General features: G+C 67.7%; 19 protein-coding genes and 2 tRNA genes. 10 read left to right on the top strand and 11 right to left on the bottom strand.

Going from position 1 to position 22,630, the window contains the following annotated elements:
• The first annotated feature begins 27 nt into the window (after nucleotides 1–27).
• From ACIA12_RS15365 to ACIA12_RS15355, 3 genes are read left to right on the top strand one after another with little or no spacing between them, the layout of a single operon-like run.
• The gene (locus ACIA12_RS15365) at nucleotides 28–1,209 is read left to right on the top strand and encodes a mandelate racemase/muconate lactonizing enzyme family protein (RefSeq protein ID WP_396367602.1); all 1,182 of its coding nucleotides are present in this window, start codon (nucleotides 28–30) and stop codon (nucleotides 1,207–1,209) included.
• On the top strand, nucleotides 1,206–1,544 hold the full coding sequence (locus tag ACIA12_RS15360) for an L-rhamnose mutarotase (RefSeq protein ID WP_396367601.1): 339 nt from the start codon (nucleotides 1,206–1,208) through the stop codon (nucleotides 1,542–1,544). Before ACIA12_RS15365 ends, ACIA12_RS15360 begins: the two co-directional genes overlap by 4 nt.
• Nucleotides 1,541–2,377, top strand: a complete 837-nt coding sequence (locus ACIA12_RS15355) for an amidohydrolase family protein (protein ID WP_396367600.1) — start codon at nucleotides 1,541–1,543, stop codon at nucleotides 2,375–2,377. The genes ACIA12_RS15360 and ACIA12_RS15355 overlap by 4 nt, the downstream gene beginning before the upstream one ends.
• Here the strand turns inward: ACIA12_RS15355 and ACIA12_RS15350 are convergent.
• On the bottom strand, nucleotides 2,362–3,144 hold the full coding sequence (locus ACIA12_RS15350; protein WP_396367599.1) for a FadR/GntR family transcriptional regulator: 783 nt from the start codon (nucleotides 3,142–3,144) through the stop codon (nucleotides 2,362–2,364). The two genes, ACIA12_RS15355 and ACIA12_RS15350, sit on opposite strands and share 16 nt — an antisense overlap.
• A 180-nt stretch (nucleotides 3,145–3,324) precedes the next feature.
• On the opposite strand from ACIA12_RS15350, the gene ACIA12_RS15345 reads away from it, so the two are divergent.
• The gene (locus ACIA12_RS15345) at nucleotides 3,325–4,665 is read left to right on the top strand and encodes a hypothetical protein (RefSeq protein WP_396367598.1); all 1,341 of its coding nucleotides are present in this window, start codon (nucleotides 3,325–3,327) and stop codon (nucleotides 4,663–4,665) included.
• 52 nt (nucleotides 4,666–4,717) lie between these two features.
• On the opposite strand, the gene ACIA12_RS15340 is transcribed toward ACIA12_RS15345, so the two are convergent.
• A complete protein-coding gene (locus ACIA12_RS15340) occupies nucleotides 4,718–8,497 on the bottom strand; it encodes a S8 family serine peptidase (protein ID WP_396367597.1) in 3,780 nt (1,259 codons plus the stop codon).
• Between the two features lie 277 nt (nucleotides 8,498–8,774).
• Between ACIA12_RS15340 and ACIA12_RS15335 the strand changes: the two genes are divergently transcribed.
• The gene (locus ACIA12_RS15335) at nucleotides 8,775–9,482 is read left to right on the top strand and encodes a GAF and ANTAR domain-containing protein (protein ID WP_396367596.1); all 708 of its coding nucleotides are present in this window, start codon (nucleotides 8,775–8,777) and stop codon (nucleotides 9,480–9,482) included.
• Between the two features lie 18 nt (nucleotides 9,483–9,500).
• Here the strand turns inward: ACIA12_RS15335 and ACIA12_RS15330 are convergent, their stop codons facing one another.
• Complete coding sequence (locus ACIA12_RS15330; RefSeq protein WP_396367595.1) at nucleotides 9,501–10,058, bottom strand: TetR/AcrR family transcriptional regulator C-terminal ligand-binding domain-containing protein; 558 nt, start codon at nucleotides 10,056–10,058, stop codon at nucleotides 9,501–9,503.
• A gap of 93 nt (nucleotides 10,059–10,151) precedes the next feature.
• On the opposite strand from ACIA12_RS15330, the gene ACIA12_RS15325 reads away from it, so the two are divergent.
• Nucleotides 10,152–11,360, top strand: a complete 1,209-nt coding sequence (locus ACIA12_RS15325) for an MFS transporter (RefSeq protein WP_396367594.1) — start codon at nucleotides 10,152–10,154, stop codon at nucleotides 11,358–11,360.
• Here ACIA12_RS15325 and ACIA12_RS15320 read toward each other — a convergent pair.
• Together ACIA12_RS15320 and ACIA12_RS15315 are read right to left on the bottom strand one after the other, a co-directional pair.
• Nucleotides 11,342–11,605 carry a patatin-like phospholipase family protein gene (locus ACIA12_RS15320; protein WP_396367593.1) on the bottom strand — a complete coding sequence of 88 codons (264 nt, stop codon included), beginning with the start codon at nucleotides 11,603–11,605 and terminating at the stop codon, nucleotides 11,342–11,344. The genes ACIA12_RS15325 and ACIA12_RS15320 overlap by 19 nt on opposite strands.
• A 10-nt stretch (nucleotides 11,606–11,615) precedes the next feature.
• Nucleotides 11,616–12,602, bottom strand: coding sequence for an amidohydrolase family protein (locus tag ACIA12_RS15315; RefSeq protein ID WP_396367592.1), 987 nt, complete (start codon nucleotides 12,600–12,602; stop codon nucleotides 11,616–11,618).
• Between the two features lie 86 nt (nucleotides 12,603–12,688).
• On the opposite strand from ACIA12_RS15315, the gene ACIA12_RS15310 reads away from it, so the two are divergent.
• A complete protein-coding gene (locus tag ACIA12_RS15310; protein WP_396367591.1) occupies nucleotides 12,689–13,228 on the top strand; it encodes a TetR/AcrR family transcriptional regulator in 540 nt (179 codons plus the stop codon).
• 117 nt (nucleotides 13,229–13,345) lie between these two features.
• Here the strand turns inward: ACIA12_RS15310 and ACIA12_RS15305 are convergent.
• The 3 genes from ACIA12_RS15305 to tenA all read right to left on the bottom strand — a co-directional run bounded on the left by ACIA12_RS15305 (nucleotide 13,346) and on the right by tenA (nucleotide 15,709).
• Nucleotides 13,346–13,421 (bottom strand) — tRNA-Lys (locus ACIA12_RS15305).
• A 69-nt stretch (nucleotides 13,422–13,490) separates the two neighbouring features.
• Nucleotides 13,491–15,044 (bottom strand): phytoene desaturase family protein, encoded by a 1,554-nt coding sequence (locus ACIA12_RS15300; protein ID WP_396367590.1) that lies wholly within the window; start codon nucleotides 15,042–15,044, stop codon nucleotides 13,491–13,493.
• Entirely contained in the window at nucleotides 15,044–15,709 is a 666-nt protein-coding gene (tenA, locus tag ACIA12_RS15295; protein WP_396367589.1) for a thiaminase II, read from the bottom strand. Before tenA ends, ACIA12_RS15300 begins: the two co-directional genes overlap by 1 nt.
• Nucleotides 15,710–15,803: 94 nt before the next feature.
• Here tenA and ACIA12_RS15290 point away from each other — a divergent pair, with 94 nt between their 5' ends.
• Nucleotides 15,804–17,528 (top strand): aminotransferase class V-fold PLP-dependent enzyme, encoded by a 1,725-nt coding sequence (locus ACIA12_RS15290; RefSeq protein WP_396367588.1) that lies wholly within the window; start codon nucleotides 15,804–15,806, stop codon nucleotides 17,526–17,528.
• Here ACIA12_RS15290 and ACIA12_RS15285 read toward each other — a convergent pair.
• From ACIA12_RS15285 to orn, 3 genes are all read right to left on the bottom strand, one after another.
• On the bottom strand, nucleotides 17,518–18,009 hold the full coding sequence (locus ACIA12_RS15285; RefSeq protein ID WP_396367587.1) for a hypothetical protein: 492 nt from the start codon (nucleotides 18,007–18,009) through the stop codon (nucleotides 17,518–17,520). The genes ACIA12_RS15290 and ACIA12_RS15285 overlap by 11 nt on opposite strands.
• 114 nt (nucleotides 18,010–18,123) lie before the next feature.
• A tRNA-His gene (locus tag ACIA12_RS15280) sits at nucleotides 18,124–18,196 on the bottom strand.
• Between the two features lie 51 nt (nucleotides 18,197–18,247).
• Nucleotides 18,248–18,856: an oligoribonuclease gene (orn, locus tag ACIA12_RS15275; protein ID WP_396367586.1), complete on the bottom strand. Its 609-nt coding sequence runs from the start codon at nucleotides 18,854–18,856 to the stop codon at nucleotides 18,248–18,250.
• A 157-nt stretch (nucleotides 18,857–19,013) separates the two neighbouring features.
• Here orn and ACIA12_RS15270 point away from each other — a divergent pair, with 157 nt between their 5' ends.
• Both ACIA12_RS15270 and ACIA12_RS15265 read left to right on the top strand, forming a co-directional pair.
• Complete coding sequence (locus tag ACIA12_RS15270; RefSeq protein ID WP_396367585.1) at nucleotides 19,014–22,208, top strand: tetratricopeptide repeat protein; 3,195 nt, start codon at nucleotides 19,014–19,016, stop codon at nucleotides 22,206–22,208.
• Between the two features lie 33 nt (nucleotides 22,209–22,241).
• Nucleotides 22,242–22,610, top strand: a complete 369-nt coding sequence (locus ACIA12_RS15265; RefSeq protein WP_396367584.1) for a M23 family metallopeptidase — start codon at nucleotides 22,242–22,244, stop codon at nucleotides 22,608–22,610.
• The last annotated feature ends 20 nt before the right edge of the window (nucleotides 22,611–22,630 follow it).

Below are 22,630 nucleotides of genomic sequence, written 5' to 3'. Positions count from 1 at the left end.
CGCCCCGGCCCTCAAGGAGAACCCGATATGAAGATCACCGGATACCGCAGTCTGAGCACGGTTCACGACTGGGGGAGGGTCACCGGCGACGTCAACGGCGTACAGAGCGGCAACACCACGCCGGTCCCCGTGCTCATCGTCGAGACCGACGCCGGGATCGAAGGAGTCGGCCTCGGCCCGCACGCGGACATCGCGCGCGTCTTCCCCGCGGTCGAGGGCGAGGACCCGCGATCGGTCGTTGCCCTGTACGACCGAATGCTCGACTGGGTGTTCAAGACCGGTCATGCCGGACCCGTCTTCGGCACGATCGGAGCCATCGACACTGCCCTGTGGGACCTGAAGGCGAAGGCGGCCGAGGAGCCGTTGTGGCGGCTGCTCGGTGGGCGCGAACGCTTCGTCCCCGGCTACGCGTCCGGCCTCGAGTACGGCCTGACCGACGAGGAGCTCGCCGAACTGTACGGCCGGTTCGCGGACCGCGGCTTCAAGGCCGGCAAGCTCAAGGGCGGTCGCGATCTGGACCGGGACCTGCCCCGGCTGGAGATCGTCCGCGAGGTGCTCAGCCGCAACTCGCGCCGGCCGGCGCTGATGTTCGACGCGAACGAGTCGTGGAACCAGGCCCAGGCCGCCCGGTACGTCGCCGCCATCGAGGAGCGCGTCGATCTGACCTGGGTGGAGGAGCCGTTGCGCAGATGGGATGCGGCCGGATTGGCTGCCTTGCGCGGAAAGGTCCGGGCGGCGATCGCCAGCGGCGAGAACCTGACCGGGCTGGAGCAGTACCGTCCGCTGCTCGACGCCAAGGCCCTCGATGTGGTCCAGGTGGGCAACGTCTGGGGGATCACGCATTTCCTCCGGGTGGCGACGCTGGCGCATGGTCACGACCTGCCGGTGAGCCCGGTCGCGTACAACGCGAACCCGATTGCGCACGCGGCCGCCGCCGTACCGAATCTCCTGACCTACGAGGTCCAGGATCTCCATTTCCCGGTCGGCCTGGAGGTCGACCAGCAGTTCGACGACGGAGGGATCATCTTGGGCGACCGTCCAGGCATCGGCATTCTGGTTGACGAGTCCCAGCTCTCGCCGGGCAACTCCACGGCGGCCGCTCCCGCAGCGACAGGACCACACATCCGGCCGGAGCGCGCCGCTTTGCGGTTGGTCGCCGAACCGGACGTGATCGACGTTCCGGCAGCACCGTTGAGGCCGGTCTCGTGACCCGCGAACCGGAGCGCCGGGCATTCGTCGTCGGTGTGCGTCCAGAGAAGCGCGAGGAATACCTGAAGCTGCACAGCGCGGTCTGGCCGGGCGTCGAGCAGAAGCTTGTCGAGTGCAACATTCGCAACTACAGCATCTTCGTCTTCGGCGACATCCTGTTCGCGTACTACGAGTACGTCGGCGAGGACCACGACGCGGACATGCAACGGATCGCGGACGACCCGGTCTCGCAGGAGTGGTGGACGCACACCGATCCGTGCCAGGTGAGGATCGCCGAGGAACGCAATCCCGGTTCCCTGTGGCAACCGATCGACGAAGTGTGGCATCTCGGATGACGGTCGGCGTCGATGCCCACGTGCACCTGTGGGATCGGGCGCTGGACCCGCAGGACTGGATCGATCCGCAGAGCATGGCGCCGATCGCCCGGGACTTCGGCGCTGCGGACCTGAAAGCCATGCTCGCCTCGACCGGTCTCGAACGGGCGGTCGTGGTGCAGTCGAGCAACAGCCTGGGCGAAAGCGTCCGGCTCGCTCAACTGGATCCGTCAGTGGTCGCGGGGCTGGTCGGGTGGGTCGACCTCACCTCGGATGTCGATGCCCAGCTCGACCTGATCCGCCGGACCGCGACCGTCCCCGTCGTGGGCGTGCGCCATCTCGTACACATCGATCCGGATCCCGAATGGATGCTGCGGGACGACGTTGCCGCCGGTCTCGCGGCGCTCGAGCGACAAGGCCTTTGCTTCGACCTCGTCGTACGGGAGTGGCAGCTGGCTCAGGCGGCACTCGTGGCTGGTCGTCACGAAGGACTGCGCTTCGTGCTCGACCATCTGGGCGGTCCGCCGGCCCCGGGCGGAGACACAACGGCCTGGGCCGCCGGCCTGCGCGAACTGGCTCGCAGGCCGAACGTCGCCGTGAAGGTCTCGGGTCTCGTTTCCGGTTTGGCCGCGGGATCCTGGCAGGCCGCGGATCTGGCCGACCGGCTCACGTTCGCCCTCGAGGCGTTCGGGGTCGATCGCGTCCTGTACGGCTCCGACTGGCCGCTGGCCGAACTCGGCGGAGGAGCGGTGGCCTGGAAGGCTGCTGTGGACAGCCTGTTCGCGGGGCTGTCCGAGGCGGAGCGACTGCGGGTGTTCGGTGGCAGTGCCGCCGAGGTTTACAGCCTCTTCTGACCACGCTTCCGGCTGCGCGGCCGGGGAGCGTGGTCGGACGGCCGGCGTCGCTCCCACGACACGTGAATGTGGGAGTGCATCGCCTTCTCGGCAGCGGCCACGTCGTTGCGCGCGATGGCTTTGACGATTGCCTCGTGCTCCTTGAGCGTGAGCGCCACCGCGTCGGGCGGGTTGATGCCCTGGTACCGGGTGGATTCGACCGCTCGTTTGTAGACCTGCTTGGCGATGTTCTCAGCCAGCCGGTTGCCGGAGATCTCCATCACGGCGTAGTGGAAGATCACATCCGCCTGCCGGAACGAGTCCGTCTCCGACTCGCTCTCCCGCATGGCCGTCAGCGCGTTCTCCAGCCGTCTGAGCTCGTCCGCGGTGTGCGAGCCGGCCACCGCGCCGGCCATCGCGGACTCGAGGCTCGCGCGCACGACCGTCAGCTCGTCGAGCACGCCGAGGCTTTCGTCGTTGTCGATCAGCGCCGACAGCACCACTGGGTCGAGCATGTTCCAGTACCCGGGTGCCCGGACCTGGGTGCCCCGGCCCTGCGAGACGGTCACCAGACCCTTCTCCTCGAGCCGCTTCACCGACTCACGCAGCACCGTCCGGCTGACGCCGAAGTGGTCGCTCAGCGGACCTTCCGGGGGCAGCAGATCGCCCTCCTTCAACCGGCCGGTCACGATCAGATCCACCAGCTCGGCGACCACCGAGACCCCGAGCCGCCCCACCGGCAGCCGACGCGGCATCAACTGAGCAGCGGGAATCGAGTCCTTCACCATACGTATGATCTTACACACCATTCTATTCCAGGTAAGGCGAAACGATCTGCTTACCATTCGATGACGGAATTCAGGCGCATTCTGTAAGGTCGGGATAATGTCGCGGGTGGATATTCCGGATTACGGTGGCGAGGCATCTGAAGATGCCATCGATTTCCGCCTTTCACCGAGGAGTATCACGTGCGAACCCAGCAACGCCGGCGGGTGATCCGCGGCGGCCTGATCGGCCTGGCAGCGGTCACCACGCTCGTCTCCGCCATCGCCGTCCAGGCGAACGCCTCGACCTCACCGGCCCTCAAGAGCACTGCCGACGTACGGACGGCCGGCGGTGTCCTGCCGTCGAGCAAGATCATCCTGCCGAGCGCGGTCAAGGTCGACCTCACCAACGGCTTCGTCCGGCTGCCGCTGCACCGTGGCGAATTCGAGGGTCAGACGGTCTGGTACGTCCTGACCGAGGCCTCCGACCAGGGTGCCGCTGACGATCTCGGCCTCAACTACGCGCCGAAACTCGGCAACGCGTCGATCGGCTGCCCGGACTGTGTGCAGGACGTGACTCTGACAGCGGCGGCCGGCAACGTCTTCAATGAGGGTGTCGTGCACTTCCAGGGCATTCCGGACTTCAGCCCGGCCCGGGTGCTGAAGGCAGGCCCGACCGGGTTCCCGCCGGCCGAGGCGACGCCTGGTGCTGTCGGCGGAGCGAAGTACAGTCCGTTCATCCGGATCGCCGGATCACAGACGGTCTACAACGCGCCGATCGTTGCTGTGGGCAATGGTCCGTTCGATGTCGATCACCACACGAACACCGGCGACCGGGTACTGGCCGTTCACCCAGCCGCCAAGGCCACCGGGCCGGCGCAGTTCCATGGTGCCTCGGTCGATCTGCTGCTGGTCCGTGGCTTCGACTCCGGCAAGCGGATCCTGTACATCTCCACCGATGCGAGTGACGCGACCACCGCGGTGCTGGAGCGGGCCACCTACGTTCCCGCGCTCAACGGCACCGCCTTCGCCGGCGGCGACGACTTCCTGGGCAGCGTCCGAGAGCGGATCTTCCCGTTCGTCAACGGACAGACGGGGGCGCACAACCCGCAGGCTCAGGGTCTGTCGCACGTGATCCTGGACGGTCACGCCGCGGAGGACGCCTCCCTGAAGAACAAGGCGCTGCTGCAGGCGCTGCTGAACAACGGTGACGCGCTCAACGTGCAGGGCGACTTCCCGACGCTGACCGAGAACAACCGCCGCGCCGCGTACAGCCCGCTGTGGGAGGCGCAGTTCGGGGAGTGGACCCCGAAGGCGGTCAAGGCCGGTCTCAACACCCGGCAGACCGACGAGTTCCAGATCCTGAAGCTGGCCGCTCAGCGACCCGACCTGCTGACCGGCCCGGGTGGCGCCGAGTTCGGCAGCGTGAAGGCGCTGATCAACTGCCCGGTGATCGGCTACCTCGACGAGGAGCCGAACGAAGACCTGATCGCTCCGGTGCCCGGCTCAGCGGTCGACTTCCCCGGCGCCTACTTCCAGGGCTGACCTCGACTTCATGGGGGCTGCCGACGGGCAGCCCCCATGAATGCCTACGGGCTCAGTTCAGGCCGAAGGCTCGGGTGATGGTCTGGGTGATGCCGCCGCCGTTGCGCTGGGTGGCGGTGACTCGGATGGATAGGTAGCTGGATTTGGATGGGGCGTGGAGCCGGGTCTGCCAGGAGGCCTTGTTTTGCTTGAGGGCTTGCTGGTGCCAGGTGACCCCGTCGTCGTACGAGACCTCCAGCGCGACCGAGCTGACCGAGTCCTCGCGAGCGGTGCTGCCGAGGACCGCGGGCTTGATGGAGAAGAGCGAGCTGCGCTTCGCTCGGCCGGCGGCGTCCACGTCGGTGCCGTAGTCGAGTTGGGCCAGGGGCAGCGCCAGGTTGTCGGCCTCGCCGGAGGTGAACCTCCACTCGGTGTGCGTTGTGGTCGAGTACGGCGTGATGTCGGCCCTGCCCACCGTGTCGACGACGAGCCGGTACGGGAGCTTCTGCGGCGACAGGTCGCCGACGCCGAACTCCGGTCGTGGTCCGTTCTGCGCCAGCTTCTGGTCGCCTTGGCAGAGGGCGAAGCTGCGGGTCATCAGCGAGTCGCCGCTGTGCGCGGAGCCACCGTCACCGAAGCCGGCGATCATGCCGCCCATCGCGTTGCCGACCCGGTGCGGAACCTCGAACTCCATCATCCGCGGCCGGCTGATCGGACCGAACCACCGCTCGTTCTGGACGCTTCGCGGTTGGTAGCCGACGACGTCGGTGAAGGTTGCCCAACTGTCGGTCGAGGCGTACTGCTGCCACTTGACGCCCTTGCCCGCCGACACCCAGTCGGTCCGGTGCCCAACGGCCTGCTTCCTCGGGAACGGCGGCACCCGTACCATCCCGAAGCCGGCGTACGGGTACGCGGCCGGCCAGTGCTCGTACGACGGGCTGTCCTCACGGCTCTCCAGCACCCGCTGGCCGCCCGTCGGAGCGAAGTCGTTCTCGATCCGCGCGAGGCTGCCGGGATCCGTGGCCGCCGACGGGTCGTCCGGGATCCGGCCCTGGTGGTAGTCGACCAGGTCGTACAGGTACTTCGGAATCGGGTGCGCCTCGACGGTCAGGTCGGTCCGGCCGGCGGAGATCTTCTTGATCAGTGCCTCACCGTCGTCGAGGGTGAGCGAGGCGACCGGAATCGGTCCGGCCGCCCGACCGTCGGGGTCGCCGTACCAGTCGGTCAGGCGACCGTCGCCGTCGTTGACCACCAGCAGCATGGCCGCCCCGGCGTTGTGCGCCGCCGCGGCCTGGTCGACGGCTGTCAGGTCGCTGTTCCGGATGACCACGGCCTTGCCCCGTGCGGACAGACCCTGGTACTCGGCGGGCGTGCCGGTACCGGCGAAGACGGCAGCGACCTTCGTGCGGCCGTCGCGGAACGCGGGGGAGCCGGGCTGCACCAGCAGCGCGTCGTCGAAGCTGCGGCCGCCGTACGTGATCTTCAGCGGAGTCTGCTCGGCCCGGAAGCGGGTCGTGAAGACAAAGCTGCCCTGACGGACGCTGCTCTTGGTCGGGAGTGCCCACAGGCTGTCGTAGTCGGGTGGCGGCATCAGGATCTCGTGCAAGGCCTGCGCGTCGTCGGCCGTCGGCACGGTCGACGTGAAGGAGCGGAAGATGTCGACCCTGCTGGTGGTGACCGTCGTCGGCTGTGGCGTCGCGACCTTGACCTCACGCACGCGCGACGCGTCCAGTACGACGTCCCGGTCGCCGGTCAGGTTCACCTCGGGAGCGGTCAGCACCGCGAGACCCAGGGAGTGCGGGCCGTGGCTGCCTTCCATGTCCAGCGTGGACACGAGCGTGTACGTGCCAGGCGCCCAGCGGCTGGTGAGCTTGCCGTCCGGCACCCAGACCACGTTGGTCTTGCCGTCGGCGCCGGTGATCTCGACCTCGCCGCTGACGGGCTTACCGGATCGGTCCTTCAGGTGAACGGTCAGATTGTGCTTCTCGGGTTCGATGGCCAGCCCCACGGCCGTGTGCACCGTACCGGCTGCTGAGCGGGCGACGACCTGGGCGGCGTACTGGCCGGGCGCCAGGCCCTTCGGGTTCGCGACCACGCCGACGGTGGAAGTGCCATGGGCCGGCACCGTCAGTTGACCGGCAGCGATCGTGAAGATCCCGCTCGGGGCGGTGCCGTGGTCGGTCGAGAGTTGCAGCGTGATCGGGCGGTCGCTGGTGTTGCGGTAGGTGATCTGACGCTTGACCGGCGACCGGTCCGCTTTCGGTGACCAGGCAACGAGTCCCGCATCCACCGATCCGGTCGCGACGACCTGCGCGTGCAGGTAGGCGGCCGCAACGTCCAGCCGGCCGGTACCTGCCTGGTACGGCGTGTAGTCGGGGGTCAGTGCGGTCGTACTCATCAGCGCTTCCTTGATCTGCTGCCCAGTCCACTCAGGGTGTTGCTGGGCCAGCAGGACGGCAGCTCCGGCGACATGGGGTGCCGCCATCGACGTGCCGCTGTCGTAGCGGTAGTAGCCCTCGCCGCCGTCGTTCATCAGTTGCGAGCGTGCGGCCAGGACGTCCACACCGGGTGCGGACAGGTCGGGCTTGAGTCCGTCGTCGTTCATCCGCGGCCCGGCGCTCGAGAAGCCGGCCAGGACATCGGAGCCGTCCACTGCGGCCACGGTCAACGCGGCATCCGCAGTACCGGGGGCGCTCACGCTGTAGGGGTTGTTGCCCGAGTTGCCGGCGGCGATCACGAACAGAGCACCGGTCTCGGCGCTGAGCCGGTTGACCGCCTCGCTCAGCGGATCATCCTGGGTGTGCCATGCCGCCGTACCGAGGCTCATGTTGACGACCTTGGCGTGCTCGGTCCGCACGGCCCACTCCATGCCGGCGATGATGCCGGAGATCGGGCCGGATCCGGTGTCGCTCAGTACCTTGCCCACGACCAGGTCGGCGGCGGGGGCGACGCCGCGCTCCTTGCCGTCCGATGCTGCGCCAGTGCCCGCGACGGTGGAGGCGGTGTGCGTTCCATGGCCGTTGCGGTCCGCAACGTCCTGCCCGGCGACGAAGCTCTTGCTCGCCACGATGCGCTTGGCCAGGTCCGGGTGAGTGGCGTCCACGCCGGAGTCCAGTACTGCGACGCGCACGCCGGCGCCGGTCGCGCCCGCCTGCCACGCGGCCGGGGCACCGATTTGGGCGGTGCTGTCCGCGAGCAGCGCCTTCGCCTTGCCGTCGAGCCAGATCTTCTCGATGCCCGCGGCGAAAGAGGGTTCAGTTCCGGTGACCGGCGCCGACCGCCGCGCGTTTTGCTGGCCGGTGTCCGTGAGCGCCGACCAGAAGGCGGCGGCCAGCGACCGCTGGGTTCGCACTGCCGATCCGGCGACGGACGGAAGCTCGCGGGTGACAGTCGCTCCCGGCAGCGGCGTACGGGCTGACCGTGAGCGGGTGGCGGCGTCGGAGCTGGTGACGATCAGCGGCAGGTCGGTGGAGTGGGCATCGTCGTAGCCCTGGTCGAGAAGTTCGCTGAGGTTGAAGAGCTGCTTGTCGAGTCGGCCGGTCGCCACGAACGGCATCGCTTCGCCGGGATAGACGAAGGTGTCGCCGGCCTCGACCACGACCCGCACAGGTCCGGTGGCGCCAGGGGCGCGCTGGACGTCCTGGACCGAGACCGCCCGGCCCGGCCCTCGGACGACCGTCACCTTGTCGCCGGTGATCAATGTCAGTACCAGCGGTTCGTGCTGTGAGACGGCCACGCCGCTCGCGGTAGGTGGTGGGGGCTGGGCGCCGGCCGGCATGGGGACGGCCACGCCGGCGACAAGGAGCAGTGCTGCGACCGGCAGCAGCTGCCGGTGGCCAGGGGAACGACGCACGGTGTCCTCCGGAAGATTGGATGGTGACGGCATCCGATCAGCCCGGAAGACACGTGTAAACGAATTGCCCGTTTTGGTCAAAATCCGAAGTTTTTGTCCAAATTGGCAGTCCGGACCCATCCCCACGCCACCAAGTCCGCTACTACCGCGCCCAGCTCGGGTCTACCCGCGCCCGCTCGCCGGACTACGCCTTCAGGTCTTGCGGTTGCATAGGTTTATCGAATCGCGGCGGGCGGCTTATTCTGTGGCTCGGATCGCTGTCGTTGAGGAGCTGGCGTTGACTGTAGATTCACCTGATGAGCTCGCCGCGGTCATGACTGCGGCGGCTGCGGCGCTGGCAGGCCCGATGGACCTGGACACGACGCTGGAGCAGCTTCTGGCCAGTGCGCTCGACACGGTTCCCGGTATTTCTCAGGCCAGCTTGTCGGTCACCACGCGCGACGGCCGGATCGAGACGCTGGCGCCGACCGATGAGCGAGTGGTGCTGGCAGACCAGCTGCAGTACAAGCTTCGGCAGGGGCCGTGCCTCGAGGCGGCGTTATCCGAACCGGTGGTCGAGGCGGATGACCTGGCTTCGGACCCACGGTGGCCAGACTATGGGCCGGCCGCCGCCGGCCTGGGGTTCGGTGCGCAGATCGCGTTCCAGTTCCGCGCTGAGCCGCATGCGCGGGGAGCGCTGAATCTGTACGCGGACGAACCGCACAGCCTGGATGGTGAAACGCGGGCGCTGGGTGCGATGTTCGCCGGCCTGGTCGCGATCGCGATGGGCTGGGCAAAGCACGAAGAGACGATGAATGAGGCACTGGCGACCCGCAATGTGATCGGTCAGGCGGTCGGCATCGTGATGGAGCGCTACAAGATCACCCCGGAGCGGGCGTTCGCCTTCCTGGTCCGCAGCTCCCAGCACAGCAACACCAAACTGAAGACGGTCGCCGACCGCATCGTCGCCGACCTCATCACCGAAGCCACCCACCGACCCGGCTAGGGGTCGTGCCCGGCGGGCTCAGCGGGCCATTGCGAGTACGTCGCGGACCAGGCGACGGGGATGGTCGTCGTCCAGTGGCAGGGCGAAGATGACGTTGTAGTACAGGGGCGCGACGATGTGGTCGAGGATTTGCGCGACGGTCGGTGTCTTCTCGCCGCGTTCGGTGGCGCGCCGCACCATCTCCACCGCCTGCTCGTGGCGGGCGTCGGTGACCGCGCAGTTCGCGACGAGGTCGACGCGGGCCGCCACCATCGCGCGCAGGTAGCGGGCTCGCTCGGGACGGGCGATGTCGCCGGCGATGATGTCGGCCCAGTCCGTCAGGTCCTGCTCGAGGGATCCGGTGTCCGGTACGGACTCGCTGTCCCGGGTCAGGGCTGCGACGGCGACGTCCTCGAGTAGTGCGTTGACGTCGGACCAGCGCCGGTAGAGCGTCGTCGGGTTGACCCCGGCGCGCTCGGCGATGACCGGAAAGCTGATCTTGTCGGCGCCTTGGCCGACCAGCTCGCCGACGGCGGTGTAGATCGCGGTCAGCACCCGGTTGCTGCGACCTCCAGGGCGACTCGGTCGGTCAGGCATACCGCCATTCTAAGCAAAGAAGTTTGCTTTTACGAAGATCCGGGCGCTACTGTCCTTAGAGCAAAGATCATTGCTTTTGGGTGGAGGTTTCCCGTGTTCAGCCGCTCAGTCTCGTTCGTCGTTGCCGGGGCGGCCGGCGCCGCGACACTGACCGCCGCGTCGGCGCCGTCGCCGCTCTATCCCGTCTATCAGCGTCTGTGGGGGTTCTCCGCGTTCGTGCTGACGGTCGTCTTCGCCGTCTACGTCTTCGCGTTGCTCGGCGCCTTGCTGACCGTCGGCTCGCTCTCCGACCGGGTCGGTCGGCGCCCGGTCGCGTCCGGAGCGCTGGTGCTGCTCGCGCTGGGCATGGTGCTGTTCACGATCGCCGGAGGTACCGGCGGCCTCGTGGTCGCGCGGATCGTGCAGGGTCTTGCCGTCGGCGCTGCCACTGGTACGACGACGGCCATGATCATGGACTCGGCGCCGAACCCACGGTTCGGTTCGGTCGTCAGCAGCGCCGTACCGTCCCTGGGCATCGTGATCGGAGCCGTCCTCGCCGGCGCCCTCGTGGAGTTCGCGCCGCTGCCTCGCCAACTCGTCTTCTTGATCCTCGGCGTGGTCTACCTGGTGCTCGCAGCGCTCGTCTGGCTGATCCCTGAGGGCGCCCATCCGAAGCCGGCCGTGCGGGAGTCGCTCTGGCGGTCGCTGCGGCCGAGCGCCGGGCTTCCGGCGGCCGTGCGGCCGGTCTTCTTCGCCCTGGTTCCTTCGATGGCCGCGACGTGGGCGCTCGCCGGGTTGTACCTGTCGCTCGGGTCGTCCGTGCTCGGCGACGTCCTCGAGGTGCACAGTCATTTCGTCGTCGGCATCGTGCTCGGAGTGTTCTTCGCCGCCGGGGCGGTCGGCACCGTGGTCTCGTCAGTCTCGCCGACGCGTTGGCGCGAGTGGCTCGGGTACGGAACCCTCGCCCTCGGCGTAATGGTCACGATCGTGGCGATGCTGCTGACTACGTTGCCGCTCTACGTGGCCGGATCGGCAGTCGCCGGACTGGGCTTCGGCGCGGCGTTCCGCTTCGCCGTCCACGCACTCGGCGAGGCGGCGCCGGACAGCCGGCGCGGGGAGGTGTTCGCGACCATGTACATCGTCAGCTACCTCGCCTTCAGTGTGCCCGCACTGGCCGCCGGGCTCGCCGCCCAACGCTTCGGCCTCGAACCGACAGCCGTCGCGTACGGCGCCCTGGAAGTCGCCCTGATCCTGATCGCGACGGCCGCCGGAATCATCCGCGCCCACCAACAGGTCAGCGAGAGCTACGCGCATCGTGCGTAGTCGAAGTCGAGTTTCTGCCCCACCGCCGCCAGGACTGCGAGCGCGTCGGTCACGTCGCGGCTGCTGGACAACAGCGCGCCGACCAGGGATCCCGCGGATGTTCCGACGATTGCCGAGGCTCCTGCCAAATCGACGCCGGCGTCGCGCAGCCCGGTGAGCAGACCCGTCTGCCAAGCGACACCGACGGTTCCGCCGCCGCCGAGGACGACCGTGCGGGTGGGTGAACCATTTCGCTGAGAAGTCATTGCTGTTCCTTCATGATGCGATGTCGATACCGAAGAGGGCACAGGCGTTGCCTGCGGTGAACTTGTCGCGGTCTTCGTCGGTGGGGAACTCGGTGAGGAACTTTTCGATGTCTGTCCTGACCGGCCGCTGGAAGGGATAGTCGGTCGAGAACAACAGCCGATCGGGCGTGGTCACCTCCAGGGCATGGCGCAGCAGCGTGGGATTGAGCATTCCGGAGGCGGTGATGTGGATGTTGGAGCGGACGTAGTCCGACACCTTCCGGTCCAGACCCGCAATGCTGGAGAGACTGTCGGCGCGGTCGGTCCAGAACAACAACAGTTCGCCCCAGTGACCGAGTACGAGTTGCAGGTCGGGATGGCGATCGAAGGTGCCACGGACGATCAGGCGCAAGGCGGCGACCGCCGCCTCCAGATGCCAACCCCAACCGAAAGTCGCCAGGGCCAGATCGGTCGCCGGGTCGAAGCCGCTGTAGACGGTCTGACGGATCACGCGCGATGGAATCTGCGGATGGATGAAGATCGGTTGTCGCAAGGCCGCGGCGGTGGCGAACAGGTCGTCGTACCGCGGGTCGTCCAGCGGGATCTCGGCAGTCCGCCCGTACACCATCGCTCCGACGAACCCGAGACCGGCAGCACGTTCGAGCTCCGCGCGGGCGGCCTCTGGATCCGCCATCGGCAGAGTGGAGAAGGCCCGCAGCCGTGCGGGGTGCCGGCCGACGGCCTCGGCGGCGATGTCGTTGGCCCGCCTGCTGAGCGTTCGTGCGTCCGCTGGATCCAGTGGCTGGCTACCGGGTGGCGCCAGGGAGAGGATCTGCAGGTCGACCCCCTGGCTGTCCATCGCCGCGATCCTGGCGTCGCCGATGTCGTCGAGGCGCTCGAGATTGTCGCCCATCTCGTCGAACACGATGCTTGCGTCCCCGCGGTCCAAGGGGAGTGCCTTCACTGCCGACGTGAGCTCAGGCAGATTCCAGTGTTCTTCGATCGCGATCAAAACCACGGCGGGCCTCCGATCCGGTGCAGGCATTCTGCTCAACGCTGTTGAGTGAACCATACACGAATCGCTCAACGCTGTAGAGTGAAGTTGTGAACGAGACCTCCCGTGACGCCAAACGCGCCCGCACCGCACAGCGGATCCTTGCTGCCGCCAGGCAGGAATTCGCCACCCGTGGCTTCGACGGCGCGACGATCCGGGGCATCGCCGGAGTCGCGGGAGTGGATGCCTCGCTGGTGATGCAGCACTACGGCTCGAAGGCGGCCCTGTTCACCACTGCTGTCCAGCTGCCCAGCGACGACGCCGAGAGCGCCGCCGAGCACCTTCTGGAGGTACTCGCCAACCGGCTGCGCGATCTCCCACCGGAGACGAGTGCACTGGTCCAATCCATGCTCACAGTGCCGGAAGCCGCCGACTCGATGCGCGCCTACCTCGACGAACGCGTCGACAACCTCGCCAGATCACTGGACGGCGACGACGCACACTTGCGCGCCCTGCTCACAGTGAGCGGCATCCTCGGCCTGACGATCACCCGGCACTTCCTGAAGTTGCACGCCTTCGACGACGCCTCCGACGAATCGATACTGCAGGCCGCGCGCGGCTGGACCGCATACTTGTCCCGCGACTCGTAGCGGAACCATGTGAGGTGACGCACAGCTGCGATCGGTCAAAGGTGGCCGGAGAGGCCAGCTTGCCGGAAAACACAAAAGCCCTGGAACAGATTGCGACGTCTGCCAGGGCTTAAGTGTTGGTGCGCCGCCAGGGACTCGAACCCCGAACCCGCTGATTAAGAGTCAGCTGCTCTGCCAATTGAGCTAGCGGCGCATGTTCTGTTGTGCTTGCGAACGAAGAGGATCGTAGCAGGGGATTTGGGTGGAAGTGAAATCGGTTAGGTCAGGGGCGGAGGTCCAGGACTGCCATGGCTGCGTTGTGGCCGGCGATGCCGCTGACGGCGCCGCCTCGGCGGGCTCCGGAGCCGCAGATGAGGAGGTTGGCTACGTCGGTTTCGACGCCCCAGCGGCCGGACTCGGAGTCGTCCTCGGCCCAGGGCCATTGGAGGTCGCCGTGGAAGATGTGGCCGCCGGGCATGCCGACGGATTCTTCGATGTCGACGGGGGTTTTGGCTTCGATACAGGGGTTGCCGTCGGCGTCGCGGGCGATGCAGGGGTCGAGTGGTTCGGCCAGGTACGACTCCAGGCCGGCCAGGACGCGGCGTACGGATTCCTCGCGGGCCGCGTCGTTGTCGGTGGCAAACAAGCGGGTGGGGAAGTGGACGCCGAAGACGGTCAGGGTTTGGTGGCCTGAGGCAACTAGTTCGGGGCTGAGGATGGACGGGTCGGTGAGGGAGTGGCAGTACACCTCGGACGGCGGTACCGACGGCAGCGAGCCAAGAGCAGCGGACTGGTACGCAGCCTCGAGCTGGCTGTAGTCCTCGTCGATGTGGAAGGTGCCCGCGAAGGCCCGCCGCGGGTCGTCACCGGAACGCAATCGGGGGAGCCGGGAGAGCAGCAGGTTGATCTTGAGTTGCGACCCCTCAGGTTTCGGGCCGGACGGCTGGCCGCGCAGGCCGGACAACACAGTGGGAGCGACGTTGGCGAGTACGTAAGAGCAGTCCACCGAACGCTCTCCGTCACCACCCATCCAGGTCACGGCCGCGCGCTTGCCATCGGCTTCCACCGACGTCACGGAGGCGTTCACGACCACGGAGGCGCCCGCACGTCGAGCAGCGTCGGCGAGGGCGTCCGTCACGGCGCCCATGCCACCTACCGGCACTCGCCACTCGCCAGTGCCGTTGCCGATCAGGTGATAAAGGAAGCAGCGGTTCTGGATCAGGGACTCGTCGTGCAGCCCGGCAAAGGTGCCGATGACCGCGTCGGTCGCCACCACCCCCCGCACAGTGTCATTCACAAATAAGCGCTCCACGACCTCACCGAAGGGCCGCTCGATCAGCGCCTCCCACAGTGCAGGGTCGACCTGCTTGCGGAGCTCCGCAGCCGACGGGAGCGGCCCCAGCAGGGTTGGCGCGACTACACCGGCCAGCGACGCGACAGAGTTGTAGAAAGACGTCCAGGCCTCGTACTCCGAATCGCCCCCAGTCAGAGCCGCAAAGGAGGTTCGGGTAGCCGCCCCCTCGGGCCGCTCGACCATCAGCCCCAGGTCGCGCCCATCCCGGCGTACCGGAGTGTAGGACGCGACCGAGCGCGACCGGAGCTCCAGCGACAGGCCGAGGTCGGCGACGATCTTGTCGGGCAGCAGGCTGACCAGGTACGAGTACCGCGACAGGCGAGCGTCCACACCCGGGAACACCTGCTGGCTGACCGCTGCACCGCCCGTATGGCCCTGCTGCTCGAGTACGAGCGTGCTGAGGCCGGCACCGGCCAGGTACGAAGCCGCGACGAGACCGTTGTGGCCGCCGCCGACGATCACCACGTCGTAGAAGTTCTGCATCAGACCGGCCAATCCAGTTCGCGGTACGCGGCGTCCCAGAACATCCACTCGTACCTGGTGGTCGTGGCGAAGTGCCGGTGGCAACGGTCGCGCTCACCCGGGCCCACCTCGGCGCCGAGCCGGTCCGTCACCGCCAGTACCGACTCTACGACCGCATCGAACTCCTCGGATCCGTAAGCGGCGATCCACTCCGCGTAGACCGGGTCCGGCGAGGAGTGCTTGAGCAGCTCCCGCCCGACCTCGCGGTAGATCCAGTAGCAGGGCAGCACGGTCGCCACTGCCTCGGCGTACGTCCCGGTGGCGCAGACAGCGGTCAAGTAGGACATGTACGCCGTAGTGGTCGGCCCGGAGCCCACGGAGTCCACATCGGCGGAGGTGAGACCCAATGAGCCCAGGAGTGAGCTGTGGAGCTCCTGCTCGACTGCGATGGCGTCTGCGGCGTGCCGGGCGAACATACTGACCGCGTCCTCGTCCACCGCCCGGGCGGCGACCAGGGCCAGCGCACGGGAGTACGAGCGCAGGTAGTGACTGTCCTGGACGATGAAGTAGCGGAAGGCGCTGTGCGGCAGCGTGCCGTCGGTCAACCCGGTGATGAAGGGATGCCGGACGATCCCGGCGTACACCTCGGCGGCCCCGGACTCCCACAGCTCCTTGGAAAACGTCATCCCCAGCTCCTCAAGCTCGACTGCTGCCGACCCTAGTGCCACGACTGTCAGCTTTGACACGACGAATGTCACTTACCGGCCTTACCCTGGCGCCATGACGATGCAGGGGGATCTCGCCCGGGCCGCGATGCCGCCGGACACCGCGTTGCTGAGCCGGATCCGGGCCTCGGTGATCGGCGACGACCAGGTGATGCCAGGGCCGTACGGGCCGCGCCGGGTCACCTATGCCGACTACACGGCGTCCGGCCGGGCGCTGAGCTTCCTCGAGGACTTCATCCGCGAGGAGGTGCTGCCCCGGTACGCGAACACGCACACCGAGTCGAGCGGCACCGGCCTGCAGACCACCCGGTTGCGCGAGGACGCCCGCCAGATCATCCACGACAGCGTCGGCGGTGACGACGAGACCGCGGTGATCTTCTGCGGCTCCGGCGCGACCGGTGCGATCGACAAGCTGATCGGGATCCTGGGCCTGCGCATCCCGGCCGGGCTCGACGACCAGTACCACCTGACCGACACGATCCCGCCGGAGCAGCGGCCGGTCGTCTTCATCGGCCCGTACGAGCACCACTCGAACGAGCTGCCCTGGCGCGAGTCGATCGCGGACGTGGTGGTGATCGGCCAGGACGCCGACGGGCACATCGACATCCCGCTGCTGGAGAGCAAGCTGGTCGAGTACGCCGAACGGCCGCTGAAGATCGGCTCGTTCTCGGCCGCCAGCAACGTCACCGGCATCGTCAGCAACACCCATCGGGTCTCCGCGCTGCTGCACCGGCACGGCGCGCTGTCGTTCTGGGACTGCGCCGCAGCCGCGCCGTACGTCGAGATCGACATGTACGGCGGTCGTGACGCGGATCCGCTGGCCTACAAGGACGCGATCTTCCTCAGCCCGCACAAGTTCATCGGCGGTCCCGGTACGCCGGGAGTGCTGGTGGCCCGGCGTGAGCTGATGCGCAATCGCGTGCCCGACGTACCGGGTGGCGGCACGGTCGCCTTCGTGAACCCCACCGAGCACCGCTACCTCGACGACCCGATCCACCGCGAAGAGGGCGGCACACCGGCGATCATCGAGTCGATCCGGGCCGGCCTGGTCTTCCAGCTCAAGCAAGCGGTCGGCATCGACGTGATCCGCGCGCACGAGGACGCGTACCTCCGTCGTGCTGTCGAGGCCTGGCGCGAGGAGCCGGCGATCGAGATCCTCGGCAACCTGGACGCGGAGCGGTTGTCGATCGTGTCGTTCGTGGTCAAGGCGCCCTCGGGCCGGTACCTGCATCACAACTTCGTGGTCGCGCTGCTGAACGACCTGTTCGGGATCCAGTCCCGTGGCGGCTGTTCTTGCGCGGGCCCTTACGGTCACACGTTGCTCGGCATCGATCTGGCCCGCTCGGCCGAGTTCGCCGAGGAGATCGTGCACGGCTGCGAGGGGATCAAGCCGGGCTGGGTGCGAGTCAACTTCAACTACTTCATCTCGGAAGCAGTCTTCGAGTACGTCGTTGCCGCCGTGAAGCTGGTCGCTCGGGACGGCTGGCGGCTGCTCGGTGACTACCGTTTCAATCCAGCCAACGGCCTGTGGAAGCACTACCGGGGTCCGGTCGAGCCGCCGATGCGCCTGTCGCAGGTCGGGTACGACGCCGACGGCCAGCTCCGTTACCCCCGTCACGATGACAAGGCTCCCGAGTCGGCCCTGGCCGGCTACCTGGCCGAGGCCCGTACGCTGCTCTCGGCCTGCCAGCACAAGGATCCGCAGACCGAGGCCCACGTGAACGAGGAGTTCGACCACCTTCGCTGGTTCGACCTCCCGGCCGGCTGCGTCACGAAGTAGCGGTTCGCAACGCCTGCTCGTACTCCCCGTCAGCGCCCACCGTCCACGGCACCCCGTTGAGCAACAGGGTCCGCCCGGCGATGGGCGCTTTCGCTGTCGCCAGGACGGAATCGGTCTTCAGGTGGCAGCCACTGCGGTAGACGCGCTGGGTCACCCGTACCGCGATCGCGCCGGCGCCCTCGGCGTACGTGACCACCTGCGGCTCCTGCGCGCAGCCGGTCGGGGTGGCGACGATCAGCACGACCTGCTGCGGATTGCCCTTGACTACTTGTACTTCCATCACGCCGACCGCGACCGGGCGCCGATCCACGGAGGTGCTCGGGCTGGAGACCGCTTGAGGTTCGGGCGCCGGCTTCTCCTCGGGTGCCGACGATCCGAACACCTTCGACAACACGAACACGGTGAAGGCGAGCATCCCGACCAGGAAGGTCACCACCACGGCGATCCCGTACCCGAACCACGCACTGCCCGACGCTTTCACGCCTCGGATCCTAAGGGGGTGTGGGTGGCGAAGCCCCCACCCGCGCCGAAGGCGCACAAAATACCGAGGGCGACCGGTCTGCGCTTTCCGCAGACACGATCGCCCTCGTCCGAGGGTGAGTAACGGGACTTGAACCCGCGGCCCCCTGGACCACAACCAGGTGCTCTACCAGCTGAGCTATACCCACCATGTTTCAGCCGCCTGAATGAGCGCGACTGGAGAATCATAGCGATGAAGGTCAGGAACTTGAAATCGGGGTGCTGACCGCACTCGCGGCCGCCTTGGCGGTTTCCGTGTCGGGTCCGGGCAGCGGGACGAAAACGGTCTGCCGGTAGTAGCGGAGCTCGGCGATCGACTCGGTGATGTCGGCCAGCGCGCGGTGGTTGCCGTTCTTGGCCGGCGTCGCGTAGTACACGCGGGGGTACCAGCGGCGGACGAGTTCCTTGATCGAGCTGACGTCGACGTTGCGGTAGTGCAGATGCGACTCGACCTTGGGCATGTCGCGGACCAGGAAAGTGCGGTCGGTACCGACCGAGTTGCCGGCCAGCGCGGCCTTGCGCGGCTCCTTGACGTAGCCGGAGATGAAGTCGAGCACCTGCTGCTCGGCGTCGGCCAGCTCGATGCCGTTGGGCAGCTCGTCGAGCAGGCCGGAGCCGGTGTGCATGTCGCGGACGAAGTCGCCCATCTGCTCCAGGGCGCCCGGAGGTGGTGCGATCACCAGGTCGATCCCGTCCCCGAGCACGTTGAGTTCGTAGTCGGTGACGAGCACGGCGACCTCGATCAGGGCATCCTTTTCGAGATCGAGTCCGGTCATCTCACAGTCGATCCACACCAGCCGGTCGTTCATGGGCACCCACCTTAGCCGTCCCGGGACAGCTGTCCCGCCGATACCGGGCAAACCTCCCGTAGAGATCCGGGCTAACACTGTTGCGGCCTCACTACTGACGGTGTTGTCCTGTTTCTACGTACTCGGGGGAGTGCACACGGGGACACGGAGGTGGGGCATGGAGGGGACCGTCGCGCGGCCCAGGCTGACCAAGCTGCTCAGCGAGGGCGCTCGCCGCCGCCTGCTGACCGTGGTGGCCGACGCTGGGTTCGGCAAGTCCACTCTGCTCAGCGCCTGGGCTGCCGAGCGCCCCTGCGCTTGGTATACCGTCCGCGCCGAGGACCGCTCACTAGCTGCGATGGTCACCGGTCTCGTCGACGCACTGCGCCGCCAGGTGCCCGCACTGTCGACTGTGCTCGCCGCTGAGCTCCAGGGACCGCGCGGCCCCGACGCTGACGCCGAGCAAGGCACCAGAGCTCTCGCGTACGCCGCTTTGCTGGCCGACGCGCTCGAGCAGAACCTCACTGGTGACCTGGTGCTCGTGCTGGACGACCTGCACGAGCTCAATCCGGGTGACCCGGCAACGAAGTTGATCGAGGGGCTGGTGCGAGTCGCGCCGCCCTCGCTGCATCTTGTGGTGGCGTCGCGGACGGCCATGCCCTTCGGGATCGACCGGTTGCGTGGCCGGGGCCAGGTGCTGGAGATCGACGCGACAGCACTGGCTTTCACCGTGCAGGAGACCGTTGCCGTGCTCAACGTAGTACTGGGTGAAGGGGCTGAGGAGCTTGCTGAGCCGTTGCAGGCCGCAGTACAGGGGTGGCCGGCTGCTGTGCGACTGGCTGTCGAGGCGCTGCGGACAGTACCGGCCGCAGAGCGGCAGGGGCGGCTGCGGCGGGCACTGCGGTCGGATGGGCCGCTCTACGACTACCTGGCCGAGGAGGTCTTCGCAGCAGAGCCACCGTCTGTACGGCGGTTGGTTGCTGCGGTCGCCGTCTTGCCCAGGTTCAGTGCCGAGCTCTGCCAGGCGATAGGGCTCACCGAGAACGCGGAAACCCTGCAGCAGTTGCGTACTAGAGGTCTGCTCGTCTCTGCCGGCGAGATGGACGGCTATGAGCTCAACCCCCTTGTCCGGGGCTTCGCCATCGACAGGTTGTCGGCGGACGAGATCGGCATGGCTGAGCTGACACTGCAGGCTGGGCAGTGGTTCGAGTCCGTTGGAGACCAGCGAGACGCCCTGGCCTGCTACCAGGCAGTGGACTCAGCCCATGTGGCCCGGATGCTCAGGGAGAGAGGACCGGTCATGGTCCACGCTGGTCTGGGCGAAACGGTGGTTGCTGCCGTCACCTCTCTACCCGATGAGCTGCGGGACGCCGCGATGGACCAGCTGGAAGGCGAAGCGCGGCAGGTGCTCGGGGACTGGCAGGGCGCGGAGCACTGCTTCGACCGGATCATCGTGCCGGAGGGCGAGATCCCTGTCGCTATTGCTTGGCGGCTCGGCCTCATCCATCACCTGCGCGGCAGGACCGACGTAGCGGTCGCCGTGTATCGCAGGGGAAGGATCGACGGGCAGCACCCGGCAGACGAGGCGCTACTGCAGGCCTGGTGGGCTGCTGCGCATTGGCTGCGCGGGGAGTTCGACGAGTGCCGGGAGCTGGTCGGGGGCGCGGAGGTCTCGGCCAAGGTGTCGGGCGACGATCGAGCGCTGGCGATCGTCCACACGGTGCTGGCCATGCTCGCTGCCGTCGACAGCGATCCAGCGGGCAACGCCTCGCACTACCTGCGCGCTCTTGAGTACGCCGAGCGCGCAGGCGATCTACTGCAGTCGATCCGCATCCGGGTGAACCGGGCCTCGCACCAGATCGACGAGGGCTACTACTTGCTCGGCCTGGACGAGCTGGAGATCGCACTGGAGCTAGCCGACCGGGCCGGCTTCGCAGCGTTCCGGGCACTGGCTCTGAACAACAGGGGTGAGGCGCTGCTGCGGCTGGGCCGGCTGGACGAGGCCATCGTCGAGCTGGAGGCTTCGCGGGCGCTCTACCAGAAGTTGGAATCGAAGCAGATAGCGCTACCACTGACCACACTCGGTGAGGTCTACCGGGAGCGAGGGGACCGGGCCATGGCGAGAGCTTGTTACGAGGAGGCGATCGCGGTGGCGGACTCCAAGGACGTGCAGTCGGTAGTGCCGTCGCTGGCGGGCCTGGCACGCGTACTAGCGGTCGAGGAGCCGGAGCGAGCCGCCGAGCTTGCTGGCCTCGCCCGGAAGGCGGTGGCCTACGGTCCCGTACTGGACCTGTCCGGCGCGCTGGTCGGGCTGGGCTGGGTGTCGCTCCATGCGGGCAACAAGGACGAGGCTGCCGACGCGGCGATGGAGGCGGCTGCCCTATGCCGCCGTCGCCGGGACCGGGCCGGGCTGGCCGACGCACTCGAGTTGTACGCGGCTGCTGACGGCGGTGAGGTGCTGCACGAAGTACTGAACATCAGGCATGAGTTGGGCGACCCGCTGGGCCAGGCGCGGGCTGAGTTGATGCTGGCGCACCGCACACCGGGTGGTGAGGGTCGCGATCTGGCACTGCAGGCTCACCAGCAGTTCCTGGCTGCGGGAGCTACCCGCTATGCCGCGGCGGCTCTGGCGGCTAGTCAGCAGACAGGGCCGGCTCCGGTACGCATCGAGTGCCTGGGCGGCTTCCGCGTACTACGAGACGGCAAAGCCATCCAACTAGGCGAGTGGCCGTCCAAAAAAGCACGCGACCTACTGAAGATCCTGGTAGCCCGCCGCTGCCGCCCAGTCGCCCGGGTGCAGCTACTCGACCTGCTCTGGCCGGACCAAGGAGAGTCAGTCGCCTCGCCGCGACTCTCGGTTGCCCTCTCGACTGTGCGCTCGGTACTGGACCCGGAGAAGCGCTACTCGCCCGACCGCTTCATCGGGGCCGACCGGGCGACCATCTGGCTGGATGGCGACCAGACCTCCGTCGACGTCGAGGGCTTCCTCCACGACGCCCGGAGCGGCCTGGACGGCAACAGCATGCCCCTGCTGCGAGCGGCGGAGGCGGCGTACAGCGGGGACTTCCTGGAGGAGGACGTGTACGCCGACTGGGCCGCGGGGATGCGTGAGGAGGCTCGGGCGCTTTATGTCCGGGTGGCCCGGGTCCTGGCTGAGCGGGGGAAGGATGATCCCGACGCGGCCGCCGGGTACCTGCTGCGGATCCTTCAGCGCGACCAGTACGACGAGCGGGCCCACCTGGGTCTGGTGGGGGCTTTTCAGGCGAGTGGGGCGCATGGAGAGGCCAGGCGGGCGTACCGGACCTATATCCAGCGGATGGCCGAGCTGGAGGTCGAACCAGCTCCCTATCCGGCCCTCCCCGCGCGGGTTTAAGGCTGTCTGAAGGTTTGTCCGCACGCTCATCCCATGGCAGCTCCTGTACACAATGCGGACGTGACCTGCGAGTTCGGGGTCGCAGGCGGTGAGCAGCACGGCCTCCACTCGGGTCGTGACTACCGCGCGGCGGCCGGTACGCCGATCAGGGCCACCATGGCCGGGGTCGTCGTCCGGGTGCTCGCACATCAGGTCGTGGTCGAGTCCAATGCCATCTGGCATCTCTACGACCATCTCGCCGAGCCGGAGGTCCGCCAGGGCGACACGGTGGAGACAGGGGATCGCCTTGGCGTGGCCGCCGGCCCACACCTGCACTACGAGGAGCGGGTCACGCCGTACGGGACCGGTGATCACCGGAATCCGCGGTTCGACCTGCATCCGAACACCAGGCTTCGGGCGTAACGGGAGGAAAGAAGGGGCGG

It is taken from the genome of Kribbella sp. NPDC051620 (genome assembly GCF_044453825.1).
In the GTDB taxonomy this organism is placed as follows: domain Bacteria; phylum Actinomycetota; class Actinomycetes; order Propionibacteriales; family Kribbellaceae; genus Kribbella.
This window is presented reverse-complemented; position numbering and strand designations above follow the sequence as displayed.